Here is a 16954-nt window from a genome sequence, read left to right as displayed (position 1 = left end):
GTAGAATTCAAAAAACCAATAGACGAACAATTGTGTATGCTGCTTAATGCACCATGAGTACGCGCAACTAAGGAGAGCAACTGACTCTTAATCAGTGGGTCCTGGGTTCGAGTCCCCGATGGTGCACCACAAAGATACCTCGCAAGAAGTTGCGGGGTATTTTTTATTGCTGTTTTCCGGAAAAGCAGGAGCTTGGTGCACCATCGGGGGCGAGAAGAGCTCGTGTATTTCAGGCTGTCAAAAAAACTCTTGTAGGGGCGAGCATTGCTCGCCCGTGCCCGTTTGTCTGTGAAATAACTTTTCCGGAAAAAGCGTTGCTGCGTCAAGTCGGCGGGCAACCAATGGCCGCCCCTACACATTCAATAGGGCAAGAATGTGATTTTTTGACACGCTGATTGCCCCTGCGGGGCATGCCCGGCCCCTACAGGGTGATGGAAGATTGCATTGGCGATCAAGGAAAAGGTGGGCGGGCGGCATGTATGCCGCCCCTACAGAGGAAGCGGTAAGGCTGGTGGCGGGGAAAGATACACAGTGATCCCCCGGTACCTTGCAGGGGAGAAAGGCTCTGCTGATTTTGGCCGCCGAAGTTCCCGAAGAACAGAACAACAGACAAAGTGATATACACTCCGACTTGGCGTACTGCGAAAAGCAGTGCTGTGGGGTGCATATCACTTCTTAGAGAGAGTCCGGAGAATAGAAAAAATCGGTGAGCAATTTAATTGTCTGGATGAGAATGATCGGGATCATATGCATCCGAAGTTAGGAATGCAGGAGTGTCCCAATCTTCGAGTTTCGGCAAGCTTTCAGCAGGCTCCGGTTGTCCCCAGCCTGCGGGCTCATACTCAGTTTGGACAGCCCGGTAGGTCACGCGGTAGTTTTTGTCGCAGTAGTCAAGCTGTAGAACGGTGGCGAGTGCTGCTAAATCTTCTTCATTAGGCGATGCGATGTAAATGCGCCATTCGCACTCGTCCTCCGTTATCTCTGCCAGCGCCATAATCTCCTTGGCCATAGCGTGGGCGATGTGCTCATTAGGCTTGTCATAGCCCACTCCGTTTTTATCAAGAACCAGCTTACCATCCGCATAGGCCTCGGTAACGACCGCCTGCGAGGCAACCAGCACGGCGCGGGCCTTGGCAATGACCGCATTCTGCCGCGCCTTGTTTATGTAGCCAGTCAGCGAGGGCACCAGCAGCGCCGCCAGCGTCGCTAAAATTACCAATACAACAATTAGCTCCACCAAAGTAAAACCGGATGTCTTTTTAGAACTGCGGGATGCTTTCATGGACGGACCCTCCTGCGCAAGACAGTATAATATCGTATAAAAACAGTATAAAATTGCAGGGGCGGTCCCGTCAATGCGTAATAACGACAAAAATCGCTGCGGCCCTTTGTTGCTTCTGCCCGCAGAGGCAGTTCTTGCGCAGGGGGGCGCGGTATGCTATACTAACAGCAGGAAAAAATATCCGGGCATCACCGCGCACCGCACTGGCACGCGCGTTATGCAGCGATGCCCGGGTGCGATGCCAGCCAAAAGGAGGTGCTGCGGATGACCCGCATTGCGATCGTGGAAGACGAGGCCGCCGTCCGGGAGCAGCTGACAGGCTATGTGCAGCGCTATACACGGCAGTACGGTACACCGTTTGAGGTTTCGGCCTTTGCAAGCGGCGTTGAGATCCTTGAGGAATACCGCCCGGTCTACGACATTATTTTTCTTGATGTTGAGATGCCGCACCTGGACGGCATGGAGACCGCCCGCCGCATCCGCGCGCTGGACAGCGATGTGCTGCTGATTTTTATTACCAACATGGCGCAGTATGCCATCAAGGGGTACGCGGTGGGGGCGCTGGATTATGTGCTGAAGCCCGTGCCGTATTTTGCTTTTTCGCAGCAGCTGCAGAAGGCCGTGAACCAGCTGGCCCGCCGTGTGCGCCACTATCTGGCCGTTCCGGTGGACGGCGGCATGCGCAGGCTGGATGCGGCAGGTATCTACTACATTGAAAGTGAGGGCCACCGCATCCACTTTTACACCGAAGATGGTGATTTCTCGGCCCCCGGTGCGCTCAAGGCGCTGGAGGAAAAGCTGGCTGCGCAGCCCTTTGCCCGCTGCAACAGCGGGTATCTTGTCAATCTGGCACAGGTGTCCGGTGTGCAGCAGAGCGTTGTGCAGGTCGGCCCATATGAGCTGCAGATCAGCCGCCCCAAGAGAAAGAGCTTCCTTGCGGCGCTGGCGGATTTCATCGGGGGTGAGGGGTAATGTCCGTTTTACCGGATGTACCGCGGCTGTACACGGCGCTGGCGGAGATTCTGGCCGCCCTGCTGTATGCGCAGGCACGGCCGTCCCGCACCGCAAAGCCGGTGTACTGGGGCATAACCGCTGTCTGGGCGATCCTGCTGGCAGTGTTTTTGCACCTGACCGGCCATGTGCCGCTTGCGTGGTGGGTGCCCTGCATGGTGACGGCCATCGCGGCGATGTATCTCTACCTCTGGGCCACGCGGGAGATGAACCTGCGGGAGGCAGGCTACAGCTGCGCGCGGGCGTTTGTTCTGGCGGAGCTGGCAGCCAGTTTGGAATGGCAGCTGCACTGCTGGCTCTGGCCGCAGCGCGGGGGCGGTGAGATACCGGCGCTGCTGCTGTTGGCGGCCGTCTACGGCGCACTGTACGGGGGTCTGTACTGGCTGGAGCGCCGCCGCGTGATCGCCGCGCGGCTGAAGGTTACGGCGGCGGCCACGCTGATGGCGGCCGTTATGGCGCTGACTGTATTTGCTGTGAGCAACCTGAGCTTTATCGCCGAGGCACAGGCAACGATGAGCGTCTACTACATCCGCACGCTGGTGGATTTTGCCGGGGTGCTGATTTTGAGCGTCCAGCATGAGCAGCTGCGGGAAACGGCGCTGCACAGCGAGCTTTCCGCCATGGACGCCGTGTTGCACCGCCAATATGAGCAGTACCGCCAGAGCAAGGAGAATATACGCCTGATCAACCGGCGCTACCACGAACTGAAAATGCAGATCGCGGCCATCCGGGCCGAGCGGGATCAGGCCAAGCAAAATGCCGCGCTGGCTGAGATGGAGAGCAACATCCGCCGCTATGAGGCCGAGAACAAGACCGGCAACCCGGTGCTGGACACGCTGCTGACGGCCAAAAGCCTGTACTGCCAGCAGCACGGCATCAACATGACCTGTGTCGCAGACGGCACGCTGCTGAATTTTTTGACAACGGGGGAGATATGCACCATCGTCGGCACGGCGCTGGACAATGCCACCGAGAGTGTGCTGACCGAGCAGGACCCCGAAAAACGGCTGATCCGCACGGCCATCTACGCCCAAAACGGCTTTGTGATGCTGCGGTTTGAAAACTACTGCACCCAGCCCGTGGAGCTTGGCCCGGACGGTCTGCCCCGGCGCAGCAGCCACGGCGGCTATGACCTGAAAAGCGTCCGCGCTGCCGCGGAGGCCCGCGGCGGCACCCTGACCCTGCACTGGGAAAACGAGTGGTTCACCCTGCGGGTGCTGCTGCCGCAGAAATAATCAGCCGCCATGGCGTTGGCAGGTTGCACAACCAAACAAGGACAAACTTGGGCAAAACGCGCAGAAAATTTCCTGCTCGTTTTGCCTTTTTTGCAAAGTATGCACCAAAACCGGCAGGTTATGCAAAAAGTGCGCTGTTTTGCCTCGGCTCTGCTACAATAGAGGCAACACAAAGGCAACTGCCTGTGAATTGCAGAAAGAGGAGAAACACAAATGACGAAGCAACCGAAAGTCCGCAAGCCGCATCCCGTATTGCACGGGATCGGGCTGGTACTGTCCGCGATATTGTTGGTCGCAGTGCTGGCAGGCACCTATGTGCTGTCCACATTGGCAACCGTGATTGACAGCTTTTTCGGCGCGCCAAGCGGTCACTATTCTGACGCAGAAATTGCAGACACCAAAGTAAAGGCCGAGGCACTCGCCGCCGATGTGGAGGCCGAGGGCACGGTTCTGGTGCAGAACAACGAAAACACCTTGCCGCTGGCCGCCGACAACAAAAAGGTCAATGTGTTCGGCTGGGCCTCCACCGCTTGGCTGGGCGGCGGCTCCGGCTCCGGCGGCGTAAGCACCGTCAACACCGACCTGCTGGCGGCACTGACTGCCTACGGAGTGGAGTACAACACCGAGTTGACCGATATGTACAAGGACTTCCAGCCCGGGCGTGAATACGTCAAAACGCTGAAGAGCCGTCCCGAGCAGTCCGGCCGCCTGTACGAACCTGACATCAGCAACACCACCTACTACACCCAGTCGATGCTCGACAACGCCAAGAGCTTTTCTGATACCGCCGTGGTCGTTATCGGCCGTCTGGCAGGCGAGAGCAACGACGCCACCAAGCAGCAGTACAAGCGCACTGAAAAAGGCGGCGACATTGTGGTGGACGACACCCGCACGATGCTGGAGCTGACCACCGAGGAAGAAAATCTGCTGACCTACATCGGTGCCAACTACAAAAACGTGGTCGTACTGGTCAACTCCACCAACGTGATGGAGCTGGGCCAGATTGAGACCATCCCCGGCGTGGACGCCTGCCTGATTGCCGGTTTGTCCGGCTCCGAGGGCGCAACCGCCATCCCCGCAGTGCTGTGGGGCGAAAAAGAACCCAGCGGCCGCACCGCCGACACTTGGGCGTATGATCTGACCACAGCCGCCAGTTATGCCAACGCCGGTATGGAGGGCGTGGGCGCTTACGCCGATGCCGAGGGTCTGTACCCGGCGGACGGCACCGTCAGCGGCAACCTCGATACCTACGATGCCTATGAGCAGGTTTCCTATGTAGATTACGCCGAGGGCATTTACATCGGCTACAAATGGTACGAGACCGCTGACGCCGAGGGCTACTGGGACGGCGTTTCCAACGAGCACGGCACCGGCTATGACGGCGTTGTGCAGTATCCCTTCGGCTACGGCCTGAGCTACACCAGCTTTGATTGGAAGGTGACCGATGCCTCCGCCAACGGTGCCACCCTGACGAAGGACGGTGATGTGACCGTGAAGGTCACCGTCACCAACACCGGCGACCGCGCCGGCAAGGATGTTGTGCAGCTCTACTACACCGCACCCTATATTGCAGGCGAGATTGAAAAGTCCAGCGTGGAGCTGGGCGCGTTCGCCAAAACGAAGGAGTTGCAGCCCGGCGAGAGCGAGGAGGTTACCCTGACCGTTCCCGTCTCCGATATGGCCAGCTATGACGCCTATGACGCCAACCACAACGGTTTTACCGGCTATGAGCTGGACGCAGGCGATTACATCTTTACCGTGCGCCACGATGCCCACGATGTGGACGATGACGCCGCCGCAACCATTACCTGCAACCTGCCTGCCAACGTCCAGTATGCCGAGGACACCGTCACCGGCAACCCGGTTTCCAACAAGTTCACCGGCAGCGATGCCATTGACGGCGTAAGCCTTGACGGCAGCGATTCCGAACAGAACATCACCTATCTGACCCGCGCCGACTTTGCGGGCACCTTCCCGAAGGCCTGCACCCCCAGCCGTGCCATGACCGACAATGTCAAGGCACTGAACCTTTACACCGCCGATATGGCGAACGGCTACATCAATGAGGCCGACGAGGCCATCACCACCGGCGCAAAGAACGGTCTGAAGATTGAGGACAACGGCAAGACCACCGACCTCGGCTTCCAGCTGGGCGCTGACTTCAATGACCCGCAGTGGGATGCGCTGCTCGATGAGCTGACCGTGAATGAGATGGAAAATATGTACATCAACGCCTACGGCGGTCTGGCCGAGCTCAAGAGCGTCGGCAAGACCAAGAGCAAGGACGCTGACGGCCCCTCCCAGATTGGCGGCTTCACCGGTATGGGCGCTGGCACCGGCTTCCCGAGCTCCAGCACGCTGGCCCAGACGTGGAACGGCGAACTGGCCCAGGAGGAGGGCCGCACCATCGGCACGCAGGCTTTGCAGAACGGCTATACCGGCTGGTATGCGCCTGCCACCAATATGCACCGCAGCCCCTTCAACGGCCGTAACTATGAGTATTATTCCGAGGACAGCCTGCTGTCCGGCGTCATCTGCGGCAACACCGTGCATGGCGCCAATGACGCTGGTGTCTACACCTACGTCAAGCACTTTATCTGCAATGACGGTGAAAGCGGCATCTACCGTGATTCTGTCTACACGTGGATGACCGAGCAGGCTCTGCGTGAGATCTATCTGCGTCCCTTCCAGATGCTGGTCGAGGACTATGACGCGGTCGGCCTGATGAGCAGCTACAACCGTATCGGCGCTGTTTGGGCTGGCGGCAGTGAGGCGCTGCTGACCGGCATCCTGCGTGACGAGTGGGGCTTTGACGGCGCTGTGATTACCGACTACTGCGACCATCACAGCTATATGAACGGCGACCAAGCCCTGCGCGCAGGCGGCAGCCTGTGGATGGCTGGCTTCATCGGCGGCAAGATGGCCTTTGAGACCGGCTCCAACAGCTATCTGCAGGCCCTGCGCCGCGCTGCAAAGCAGACACTGTATATGTATCTGCACGTCCGTGTGACCAACCGCGACTATGCCGAGAGCATCGGCGATACCACCGCGCTGCGCCACGACTTTAAGCCCGCTGTGCTTGGCTGGCGTCACCTTGTTGCGCTGATCGACCTTGTTGCCGTGGCACTGTTTGCACTGGCGATCCGCGGCATTGTCCGTGATGTCAAGCTGTACAAGGCCGCCAAGGCCGCGAGAGCCGAAAACAAGAACGCATAAAAATAACCCCCGCAATACCGCACAATGCAAGCGCATGACCGTGACTTGAAATTGCGCGGTATTGCCTTATAAAAAAGGAGTGCGTCCCCCTTGAAAAACGCTGAAATCATCGCAAAACTGAATCTGGAACAAAAATGCGCGCTGCTTTCGGGCGCGGGCACCTTCACCACGCGTGGCTGCCCCAAGGCGGGCGTGCCGTCCATCACCCTGTCGGACGGGCCGAACGGCGTGCGCAAGCAGGCCGGGACGGCGGACCATCTGGGCCTGAACCCCAGCGTGCCGGCGACCTGCTTCCCGACTGCGGCCACCGTGGCCTGCAGCTGGGACCCCGCACTGGGCGAGGAAATCGGCCGCGCCATGGGCGAGGAGGCCGCTGCGCAGGAGGTTGCCGTGCTGCTCGGCCCCGGGCTTAACACCAAGCGCAGCCCCCTGTGCGGACGCAACTTTGAGTATTTTTCCGAGGACCCGTATCTTTCGGGCAAGATGGCCGCCGCCTATGTGCGGGGCATCCAAAGTGAGGGCATTGCAGCCTGCCCCAAGCATTTTGCCGTCAACAGTCAGGAGCTGCGTCGCATGGCGTCCGACTCCGTTCTGGATGAGCGCACGCTGCGCGAGCTGTACCTGACCGGCTTTGAGATCGTGGTCAAGGAGGCTGCGCCCAAGACCATCATGTCGAGCTACAACCTCGTCAACGGTACTTATGCCAACGAGAACGCGCATCTTCTGCAGGATATTCTGCGCAGGGACTGGGGCTTTTCCGGTGCCGTTGTGACCGACTGGGGCGGCTCCAACGACCATGCGCTCGGCGTAAAGAACGGCTCCACGCTGGAAATGCCCGCCCCCGGCGGTGACGCCGTGCGGGAGCTGCTGGCTGCCGTACAAAGCGGCAAGATCACCGAGGCGGATGTGGATGCCCGGCTGGACGAGCTGCTGACGCTGGTGCTGGATACAAGCGCTGCCGTGCAAAAGCACAGCCGCAGCTTTGACGCCGATGCGCACCATGCGCTGGCCCGCCGCGCCGCCGCCGAGAGCGCCGTGCTGCTGAAAAATGACGGCGGCATCCTGCCGCTGGCCGCCGGTGCAAGGGTTGCCGTTATCGGTGACTTTGCCGAGACACCGCGCTATCAGGGGGCCGGCTCAAGCGCCGTAAACTCTATCAAGGTCGATACGCTGCTTGATTGCCTTGCGCAGAGCGGGCTGCAGTGCGCGGGCTTCGCCGCAGGCTTTGACCGTCAGGGCCGCCCCGATGCTGACAAAAAGGCGCAGGCCGTGGCATTGGCCCAAAAGGCCGACACGGTGCTGCTCTGCCTGGGTCTGGATGAGATCAAGGAGAGCGAGGGTCTTGACCGCGTGGACATGAAGCTTGCCGATAACCAGATCGAGCTTTTGCAGGCGGTCGAGCAGGCCAACCCCAACACGGTGGTGGTCCTGAACGCCGGTGCATCGCTGGAAACGCCGTGGCTGGCCCACTGCAGGGCGCTCGTCTATGGGGCACTGGGCGGGCAGGCCGGTGCCGGTGCCATGGTGGATGTGCTGACCGGCAAGGTCAACCCCGGCGGTAAGCTGGCCGAGACATGGGCCAATGCCTATGAGGAAACCCCCGCCAGGGATAACTTTGCCGGGGCAGGCCGCACCGTGCAGTACCGCGAGGGACTGTATGTCGGCTACCGCTATTACCAGACCGCCGGGGTGCCGGTGGCGTTCCCGTTCGGTTACGGTCTGAGCTACACAAGCTATGCCTATTCCGACCTGAAGGTCACTGCCGACAGTGTGACCCTGACCGTGACCAACACCGGTGCGCGTGACGGCGCGGAGATCGTACAGGTCTATATCGCAAAGCCCGGTGCGGAGATCTTCCGCCCTGCGCAGGAGCTAAAGGCCTTTGCAAGGGTGCCGCTTGCGGCAGGGGAGAGCCGCACGGTTACGCTCCCGCTCGATGACAAGGCGTTCCGCTACTGGAACACCAGTACCGATGGCTGGGAGATCGAGGGCGGCCGGTATGAGGTCCGCGTCGGTGCCTCCAGCGCGGACATCCGCCTGACGGCCGATGTTGACATCCGCGGCACCAATGCCCCCGACCCCTATGCCGGCAAGGCGCTGCCGCACTACAAGAGCGGCAGTGTGCAGAATGTGCCCGATGCCGAGTGGGAGGCCCTGCTCGGACATCCCATCCCGCAGGATAAGGTCAGAATCGACCGTAACATGACGCTGGGCGAGCTGAACCACAGCCGCAGCCCGCTGGGCTGGCTGATCTGGGCCGTGCTGACAGCACTGCTGAACGCCAGCTTCAAAAAAGGCAAGCCCGATCTGAATGTGCTGTTCCAGTACAACATGCCGCTGCGCGCGCTGGCCAAAATGACAAGCGGCGCCATCAGCATGGGCATGGTGGACGGCATCGTGCTGGAGGCAAAGGGTTTCTGGGTCATCGGTCTGCTGAAGGTCATCGTCGAGGCCGTTAAAAACATCATCCTCAACGCGCAGCTGGAAAGCCGCCTGCGCAACAGCTGACAGGAAGGGCTGTCATGCAGCTTTGGAATACCTTTGCGGAAAAGCATCCTGCCGCAGCCAAGTGGGTGCGCGAGGGTGGCTTGTTCGTCGTCTTCCCGGAAGGGGAGGCTAAGAAGGCATAAGAATAGCCGAGCAGCGTAAAAACTGCTCGGCTTTGTTGTTTGTTGGTTGCGTGGCTTCCCCCTCGGGGGAAGCTGTCAGCGGCCCCGACCGCTGACTGATGAGGGGCTGCGCTGCCGTTATTACCCGTCAAAGGGCTGCCACGGCAACTCCGTCCCTCATCCGGCCCTGCGGGGCCACCGTTCAGTCTACGCGCTAAGAGCCGCCTACGGCGGTTGCGCTCCGACACGCGCCTGCGGGCGCAGCCCCTCAGGGGAAGGCTTGGAAATTACAAATAATTCACTGCCAGGATCGCCGCCCCCAGTATGACCAGTACAACGCCGGTGGCACGGTTCAGGGTGGCGGGCGCAGCCTTGTTGGCAAACTTGGCGGCGATGCGCGCCCAAAGCAGGGTGCTGACGACACAGCAGATAAGGCAGAATACATCCGGCATACCGCCGATGGCGAAATGGCTGGCCGAGCCGGTGAACGCTGTAAAGGCCATGATAAAGACGCTGGTGCCCACGGCGGTTTTCAGCTCATACCCCAGCACCGAGGTCAAAAGCAGCAGCATCATCATGCCGCCGCCTGCGCCGATAAACCCGCAGATGAACCCGACACCCGCACCGCAGAGCAGGGACTGCACAAACCGCTTCTCTGCGCTCACAGCGTTCATTGCGCTTTTGGTGGTCATGACCGGCCGCACAATGAACTTGACGCCCAGCAGAAGGGTCATAAAGGTGGAAAAGCCGCCCATCGTGGTGCCGGGCACAAGGCTGGCCACATAGCTGCCCACCAGCGTGAAGCAAAGCACCGAGGCCATCATGACAGCGCCGTTTTTGATGTCCAGATTCCCGTTTTTGCCGTAGGTATAGGCAGAGATTGCGCTGGCCAGCACATCGCTGGCCAATGCAATACCAACAGCCATGTAGGGGTCCATGCCCAAAAAGGTGATGAGCATGGGGCTGATGACCGCCGCGGCGCTCATGCCGGCAAAGCCGGTGCCCAGCCCCGCGCCGATGCCCGCAATAAAGCAGACGATAAACTTGATAAGATACGCCATTGTGTTACTCCTTCTTCAGCTGACGCTGGATGTTTGCGTCCATGCGGGACAGATATTCCTGCAGCCTCTGCTGCTCTTCTGCGGTGAAGCCCTCAAACAGCGGCTCGACCGTGCGGTGCTGGATCTCCGCCAGCGCGGCGGCGATGCGCTGACCGTCCGCAGTAAAGCCCAGCAACCGCTGGCGGCGGTTGTCCTGCGCAGGGGAGACTGTCAGCACGCCGCGCGCGCGCAGCCGCTCCACCGCCGCCGATACATTGGATTTTGCCAGACCGCGGTAGCGGCAGATGTCCCCGGCGGTGTGACATTCAGGGTTGTTGTGCAGAAACAGCAGGATGTCGATCTCCAACTGGTTGAGCCCGTATGCCGCAGAGGCGGCCTCAAACTGCGCGGTATAGTATTTTTTGTAGTGCTGTATATAGGATAATACAGGCAGCACAGGAAACCCTCCTTTGCAAGTGATAAAAAGAACAGTTCTAATTATAACTATCTAAACTGCTGGTGTCAATACAAAGCGCCGTATAAACAAAAAATCCCGCCGGAATACGGCGGGATTTCTGGTGGACCTGGAGGGATTCGAACCCTTGACCTCTCGGATGCGAACCGAACGCTCTCCCAACTGAGCTACAGGCCCATGTCTTTGCGACTAAACCAGTGTAATCCATTTTGCGCAAAAAGTCAAGAGCGAAACAAGAATTTTGTGGGGCCAAAGGGGGACAGGTCGTGTAACATACGATTTTTATTGCGGACAGCTGTTTTCCGCACGCTTATTGCGCTACACTATAAATAGTGCTATAATAATACAAATCTTGCTCTGGCCGTATAAAATCGTATACGCGGTTTGGATTGAACCTGCACAGGTGTTGCACTATAGTATTTTTAAGCAAACGGGAGCGACATTATGTGGAGGGAGATTTTTGTATGGATACGCAACGGATCGCAAGCTATCGGCGGGAATTTTCTGCGCTGGCAGACCTGCAGGCGGCTGGGACCGTGACCTATTCACTGCTGCGCGAGGCGGACGCCTTTGTCATCTGCGTGCAGCGCGATGAAGAACCGCCGGTGGAGCGGATGCTGTGCGACACAGGGGAGGAGCGCGCCGGGATGCTGACACGCTTTCTGTATGAAAACGCGGTGGAGCCTGACCAGATGCCAGCGATCCTCCGGGATATCTGCGGATGGGCGGTGGGCTGAGATGGCAGTGGCATTGATGGACAAGGCTGCCGGGCAGGCCAAACTCCCGGAAACACCGGCCGTTGTGGCACTTTTTGCGTTCGGCTCCCGCCTTGACCGGGATACGATGCAGCTGTTTGCCCGGACCCACAGCGAGGAGGTCCGCGCGGCGGCGATCGCATCCACCGGGCAGGAGGTACTGGAGCTGCTGCACGGCGGCCTTCGCCCGCAGGTGCTTGTGCTGGATGCGCTGCTCACAAAGCCTGCCGTGACGCAGGTGCTGCAGGAGATCGGCAAAATGGATCTGAAGCCGCAGCCGGCTGTGTTGGTGCTTGTGCCTGTGCCGGAGGAGACGGCCGCCCGCCGTGCGCTGGGGCTGTTCTCCCGGTATGAGATCATGCTGCGCCCCTACGGCATGAAAAACCTCTTTGATGAGATCTACCGCATGGGCACCGATGAGGAAGAAAACCGGCTCTACCGGCTGCGCCGCTGCTGTGAGGATGTGCTGGAAAGCCTCGGCGCACCCACGACCCTGAACGGCTACCGCTACGCCGAGCGGATGCTGCTCTACGCCCTGTATGCGGACAAGCCGCAGCCGATCGGCGTTTTGCAGCAGTATGTCGCAACGGAGGAGGACATCGAGGTCGGAACGGTGACCTCAGCACTGAACCGGCTATCCGCCGGCATGGCAAGGCGCGGCACCGATGCGTACCGGGCGCTCTGCCTGCGGTGCGGCCGCCCGGAGGACGGTGTGCTTTCCAACGGACAGCTTTTTAAAGGAATGCTTCAGCAGCTGCGCAGCATGACAGAACGATAAAGGGAGGCGTTTTCCATGGAGGAAAAGCAGAGCAAGGCAGACCTGCTGGCCCTGCGCGGCGGGCTGCGCGGCCGGTTCCGCCGTGTGTTTGACGGCATGGAAAACGCTTTTGAGGTCCTGCTCGACCAGCTTGAACACCCCCTGAGTCCGGCGGACCGCGCCGGCATGGCGCAGCTTGTGCAGGATATGCAGACGCAGCTGCTCGGCGCGCGCCGTCTGGGGGATCAGGCCTCCGATGCGGCGACAGCCGCTGTGCTGCACAGCACCTGCGTGCCGCGCCCCATCGACCTGCTGAGCCAACTGGATGAGATCTGCGACATCCTGCGGGAGGAGGCCGCTCGGTATGACCTGCCGTTTACGATCGAGCTGCAGACCGCCGGGCAGAGCGTGCTGCCCACGGTGGGGGATGCGGCCCTTCTGAACGGCCTGATGACGAACCTGATCTCCAACACGCTCTCCGCAGACCCGGGGGCCTGCATTACGCTGCACTGTGAGCCCGGGCTGTTCTGCTACCGGGACAACGGCCCCGGCCTGCCGCCCGATGCAAAGGCGCTGCTGACCGATGGCTGCTGGAGCGCCCGGCTGCTCTATGCAGGCGGACTGGGGCTGCCGCTTATCGCGGCCTACACAAAGGCCATGGGCTGGTCGCTGGCCGTGGGGCCGGGGCCGGGCACGGAGCTGCGCTTCACCCTGCCGCCCGCGCCGCTGCTCGATGACCTGATGCTGGAATCCTCCGTGGAGCGCATGGCCGAGCGGCAGACCCGGCGGCTGGCGCTGCGCCGCGAGCTGGCTGTGCTGCGGGCGCAGGAATTGCTGTAAAATGACATGGCACCGTTGTCCCGGCAGGGAAGCGGTGCTTTTTTTGCTGCACCGCTTTACTTTGTGCGTAAATTATTGTAAAATGTAATACAAAAAGAATGGTTTACTATGCCTGTACGGCAGGGTAGACCGCCAAAATAACTACAGGTGGTGTTTTTATGGCAATTCAGTATAAACGTATTCTTCTGAAGGTCAGCGGCGAGGCACTTTCCGGCCCCAAGGGCACGGGCTTTGATGAGGAAACCATCGCCTCTATCTGTGCCGGCATCAAGGCGGCGCACGATCTGGGTGCGCAGATCGGCATTGTTGTGGGCGGCGGCAACTTCTGGCGCGGCCGTTCCAGCGGCAAAATGGACCGCATGGACGCCGACAAGATCGGCATGCTGGCTACCGTCATGAACGCGCTGGCCGTCAAGGATGCACTGCGCCAGCAGGGCGTGGAGGCCGTTGTCATGACCAGCTCCTTTATGCCGCAGGTGGCCGAGTGCTTCACCAGCGACAAGGCCATCGCTGCGCTGGAGAGCGGCAAGATCGTTGTGTTCGGCGGCGGCACCGGCAACCCCATCTTCTCCACCGATACGGCCAGCGCGCTGCGCGCACTGGAGATCAGCGCCGATGCCATGTTCAAGGCTACGATGGTGGACGGTGTCTACGATAAGGACCCCCACAAGTATGCCGATGCCGTGCGCTATGATACGCTGACCTTTACCCGCGTGCTGGACGAGCGTTTGGCCGTCATGGACTCCACGGCCGCGACCCTCTGCCGTGATAACGGCCTGCCCATCCTTGTGTTTGATCTGGGTAAGCCCGAAAATATCGCCAAGGCTGTGCAGGGCGAGATGGTCGGCACCCTTGTGAAAGAGTAAATTAAAAAAGAAAAGCTGAAGCTTTGAAAATTCATAATTTTCCCCTATACTATTTTACGAATAAGGAGAATCTTACTATGAGCAGCACGACCAAACCCTTTGAAGAAAAAATGAACGCCAGCGTCAACCATCTGGTTCATGAGCTGGCTTCCATCCGCGCCGGCCGCGCCAACCCCGCCATCCTCGACAAGGTGGCGGTGGACTACTACGGCAGCCCCACGCCCATCCAGCAGATCGCCGCTGTGGCTGTGGCCGAGGCCCGCATCCTGACCATCTCCCCGTGGGACCGCTCGATGCTCAAGCCCATCTCCAAGGCAATCCAGACCAGCGACATCGGCATCAACCCCATTGATGACGGTCAGGTCATCCGTCTGGTGTTCCCGGCTCCGACCGAGGAGCGCCGCAAGCAGCTGACCAAGGATGTCAAGAAGCAGGGCGAGGATGCCAAGACCGCTGTGCGCAACATCCGCCGCGACGCAATGGATAAGTTTAAGGCCATGAAGAAGGCCGGCGAGATCACCGAGGACGATCAGAAGAAGCTGGAGGAAGAAACCCAGAAGCTGACGGACAAGTATGTCAAGATGATCGACGACACCTGCGCCGACAAGAACAAGGAGATCATGGAGGTCTGATCTCTCCATGAACGATAGCCTGTGCGGGCATGTCATCTGACACGCCCGCATAGGCTGTTATTGCAAGAAAATCTATTCCGCGAAAGGGAATCACTGTTTATGAAGACCCGCATCATCACTGCCGTTGTCGGCCTGGGCGTTCTGGCCGTTGTACTGGCGTTTTTCGACACCTTCCTGTTTGACCTGGTGCTCAGTGCCATCTGCCTGCTGGCCATCCATGAGGTCTTTTCCGCCATGGGCTTTGGCAAAAAGCAATGGTATCTGTATGCCGGTGCTGTGCCGCTGACCCTGCTGGTCATGCTCAGCAGCTCACAGATGGTGCGCGGGCTGCTGCTGCCGGTGGCGTTCCTGACCGTGCTGTTCTACAATGTCTGCCAGATCACGCATGTCCAGACGCTGGATTTCGGCAAGCTGACGGGGTTTGTCTACTTTTCGGGCGTGATCACCTTCTGCTTTTACTCGCTCATCCATCTCAAGCGGATGCTGCCCTTTGCGCAGTATCGCTATGATGCCATCTATTTCATCCTGCTGATCCTCTGCTTTGCATGGGGTGGGGACACCGCTGCCTACTTTGCGGGCCGCGCCTTCGGCAAGCATAAGCTGGCCCCCATTGTCAGCCCCCACAAAACGGTGGAGGGCGCTGTGGGCGGCGTGCTGGGCAGCATGGCCGCCGGTTGCGTGCTGACGCTGGTCTACTCGCTGCTGTCAAAGACCTATAATGTGCTGAGCATCCATGTGCTGGCGCGGCACTATATGGTGCTGCTCGGCATGGGTGCCGTGGCATCGGTGCTGGGCATTCTGGGCGACCTGTTTGCCTCTGCTGTCAAGCGTCAGGCGGGCATCAAGGACTACGGCACGATTTTCCCGGGGCACGGTGGTATTCTCGACCGCTTTGACAGCGTTATGTTCATTGCGCCGTTCGTTTCCATCGCGGTACGCTATTTCTTCTATCTGCTGTGAGGAATGTACAATGAGTAAAGTTATCACACTGCTGGGTTCTACCGGTTCAATCGGCACCCAAAGCCTCGATGTCTGCCGCATGCACGGCTATGAGGTGTTCGGTCTTTCGGCCAACTCCAGCGTAGACAAGCTGCTGGCCCAGATCGCTGAATTTCACCCGAAGTATGTGGCTGTCACCGACCCGGCCGCGTTCGATAAGCTGTCCGCCGCGCTGGCAGGGCAGACGGGCGCGCCCAAGCTGCTGAAGGGGGCGGACGGCCTGCGTGAGCTGGCCGCCATGGACGGCGCAGGCACGGTGCTGAACGCCGTTGTCGGCATTGCCGGTCTGGATGCCTCGCTGACGGCTATCGAGAGCGGCCATGATCTGGCGCTGGCCAACAAGGAAAGCCTTGTCACCGGCGGCCATCTGGTGACCGATGCCGTCAAGAAAAACGGTGTTCACCTGCTGCCTGTGGACAGTGAGCACAGCGCCATCTTCCAGTGCCTGCAGGATCAGCACAGCGCCAAAACGCTGGAAAAGATTCTGCTGACCGCCTCGGGCGGGCCGTTCTTCGGCATGGGCACTGAGGAGCTGCGCACCAAGACGAAGGCGGACGCCCTCAAGCACCCCAACTGGAACATGGGTGCAAAAATTACCATCGATTCTGCCACCCTGATGAACAAGGGCCTTGAGCTGATCGAGGCTGCGTGGCTCTTCGGTCTGCCGGAGGACAAGATCCAGATCGTTGTCCAGCGGGAGAGCATTATCCATTCCGCGGTGCAGTTTGCCGATCATTCCATCATCGCGCAGCTTGGCGTGCCGGATATGCGCATCCCCATTCAGTACGCGCTGACCTGGCCGGAGCGTCTGCCCAGCCCGGTGCCGGAGCTGGATTTCACGGCACTGACCAAGCTGAGCATTGCAACGGCGGATGACGAGACCTTCCGCTGCCTCAAGGCCTGCAAGAAGGCAATCCGCAAGGGCGGTCTGGCCCCCTGCGCCGCCAACGGCGCGAATGAGGCTGCCGTGGCGCACTTCCTGCGGGACGAGATCGGCTTCCTCGACATCGGCCGCCTTGTGGAGGGCATCGTGGACAGCGATTCCTTCGGCGGGGATTACACGCTTGCCGATGTCCATGAGTGCGACCGCATGGCGCGGGCCTATGTGGAGGCACATATCTGATTGGAACTGCCCGGTAGGGGCCGCACATGTGCGGCCCTCAGCTTTCCGGCAGACTCCTGCCTGCCATACACGCGCGGGCCGGGCATGCCCGGCCCCTACGACTCTATGTCCAAT

The 16954-nt window shown here is 59.9% G+C and carries 14 protein-coding genes and 2 tRNA genes; 12 read left to right on the top strand and 4 right to left on the bottom strand.

Annotation, left to right across the window (positions count from 1 at the left end; genetic code table 11):
• The first annotated feature begins 48 nt into the window (after positions 1 to 48).
• A tRNA-Lys gene (locus OGM67_04545) sits at positions 49 to 129 on the top strand.
• A gap of 586 nt (positions 130 to 715) precedes the next feature.
• Here the strand turns inward: OGM67_04545 and OGM67_04540 are convergent.
• Positions 716 to 1282: a type II secretion system GspH family protein gene (locus OGM67_04540; GenBank protein ID UYJ35600.1), complete on the bottom strand. Its 567-nt coding sequence runs from the start codon at positions 1280 to 1282 to the stop codon at positions 716 to 718.
• 264 nt (positions 1283 to 1546) lie between these two features.
• Here OGM67_04540 and OGM67_04535 point away from each other — a divergent pair, with 264 nt between their 5' ends.
• From OGM67_04535 to OGM67_04520, 4 genes are all read left to right on the top strand, one after another.
• Complete coding sequence (locus tag OGM67_04535; protein ID UYJ35599.1) at positions 1547 to 2254, top strand: LytTR family DNA-binding domain-containing protein; 708 nt, start codon at positions 1547 to 1549, stop codon at positions 2252 to 2254.
• A complete protein-coding gene (locus OGM67_04530) occupies positions 2254 to 3528 on the top strand; it encodes a GHKL domain-containing protein (protein UYJ35598.1) in 1275 nt (424 codons plus the stop codon). Before OGM67_04535 ends, OGM67_04530 begins: the two co-directional genes overlap by 1 nt.
• Positions 3529 to 3741: 213 nt before the next feature.
• Positions 3742 to 6744 carry a glycoside hydrolase family 3 C-terminal domain-containing protein gene (locus tag OGM67_04525; protein ID UYJ35597.1) on the top strand — a complete coding sequence of 1001 codons (3003 nt, stop codon included), beginning with the start codon at positions 3742 to 3744 and terminating at the stop codon, positions 6742 to 6744.
• Positions 6745 to 6834: 90 nt separating this feature from the next.
• Complete coding sequence (locus tag OGM67_04520) at positions 6835 to 9252, top strand: glycoside hydrolase family 3 C-terminal domain-containing protein (GenBank protein ID UYJ35596.1); 2418 nt, start codon at positions 6835 to 6837, stop codon at positions 9250 to 9252.
• A gap of 388 nt (positions 9253 to 9640) precedes the next feature.
• On the opposite strand, the gene OGM67_04515 is transcribed toward OGM67_04520, so the two are convergent.
• The 3 genes from OGM67_04515 to OGM67_04505 form a co-directional block, all read right to left on the bottom strand.
• Entirely contained in the window at positions 9641 to 10414 is a 774-nt protein-coding gene (locus tag OGM67_04515) for a sulfite exporter TauE/SafE family protein (GenBank protein ID UYJ35595.1), read from the bottom strand.
• A gap of 4 nt (positions 10415 to 10418) precedes the next feature.
• Positions 10419 to 10850: a MarR family winged helix-turn-helix transcriptional regulator gene (locus OGM67_04510; GenBank protein UYJ35594.1), complete on the bottom strand. Its 432-nt coding sequence runs from the start codon at positions 10848 to 10850 to the stop codon at positions 10419 to 10421.
• A gap of 119 nt (positions 10851 to 10969) precedes the next feature.
• Positions 10970 to 11045, bottom strand: a tRNA-Ala gene (locus tag OGM67_04505).
• Between the two features lie 287 nt (positions 11046 to 11332).
• On the opposite strand from OGM67_04505, the gene OGM67_04500 reads away from it, so the two are divergent.
• The 7 genes from OGM67_04500 to dxr all read left to right on the top strand — a co-directional run bounded on the left by OGM67_04500 (position 11333) and on the right by dxr (position 16840).
• The gene (locus tag OGM67_04500; GenBank protein ID UYJ35593.1) at positions 11333 to 11605 is read left to right on the top strand and encodes a hypothetical protein; all 273 of its coding nucleotides are present in this window, start codon (positions 11333 to 11335) and stop codon (positions 11603 to 11605) included.
• 1 nt (position 11606) lies between these two features.
• Positions 11607 to 12401 (top strand): hypothetical protein, encoded by a 795-nt coding sequence (locus tag OGM67_04495; GenBank protein ID UYJ35592.1) that lies wholly within the window; start codon positions 11607 to 11609, stop codon positions 12399 to 12401.
• Between the two features lie 15 nt (positions 12402 to 12416).
• Entirely contained in the window at positions 12417 to 13220 is an 804-nt protein-coding gene (locus OGM67_04490; protein ID UYJ35591.1) for a HAMP domain-containing histidine kinase, read from the top strand.
• Between the two features lie 158 nt (positions 13221 to 13378).
• Positions 13379 to 14086, top strand: a complete 708-nt coding sequence (pyrH, locus tag OGM67_04485) for a UMP kinase (GenBank protein UYJ35590.1) — start codon at positions 13379 to 13381, stop codon at positions 14084 to 14086.
• A 77-nt stretch (positions 14087 to 14163) separates the two neighbouring features.
• Complete coding sequence (frr, locus tag OGM67_04480; GenBank protein ID UYJ35589.1) at positions 14164 to 14718, top strand: ribosome recycling factor; 555 nt, start codon at positions 14164 to 14166, stop codon at positions 14716 to 14718.
• A 99-nt stretch (positions 14719 to 14817) separates the two neighbouring features.
• The gene (locus OGM67_04475; protein ID UYJ35588.1) at positions 14818 to 15678 is read left to right on the top strand and encodes a phosphatidate cytidylyltransferase; all 861 of its coding nucleotides are present in this window, start codon (positions 14818 to 14820) and stop codon (positions 15676 to 15678) included.
• A gap of 10 nt (positions 15679 to 15688) precedes the next feature.
• Positions 15689 to 16840, top strand: coding sequence for a 1-deoxy-D-xylulose-5-phosphate reductoisomerase (dxr, locus tag OGM67_04470; GenBank protein UYJ35587.1), 1152 nt, complete (start codon positions 15689 to 15691; stop codon positions 16838 to 16840).
• Positions 16841 to 16954: the final 114 nt, after the last annotated feature.

The sequence above is a fragment of the Oscillospiraceae bacterium genome, assembly GCA_025757985.1.
Taxonomy (GTDB): Bacteria; Bacillota; Clostridia; order Oscillospirales; family Ruminococcaceae; genus Gemmiger.
The sequence above is the reverse complement of the archived record's forward strand: the minus strand, read 5'-3'. Positions and strand labels throughout refer to the sequence as shown.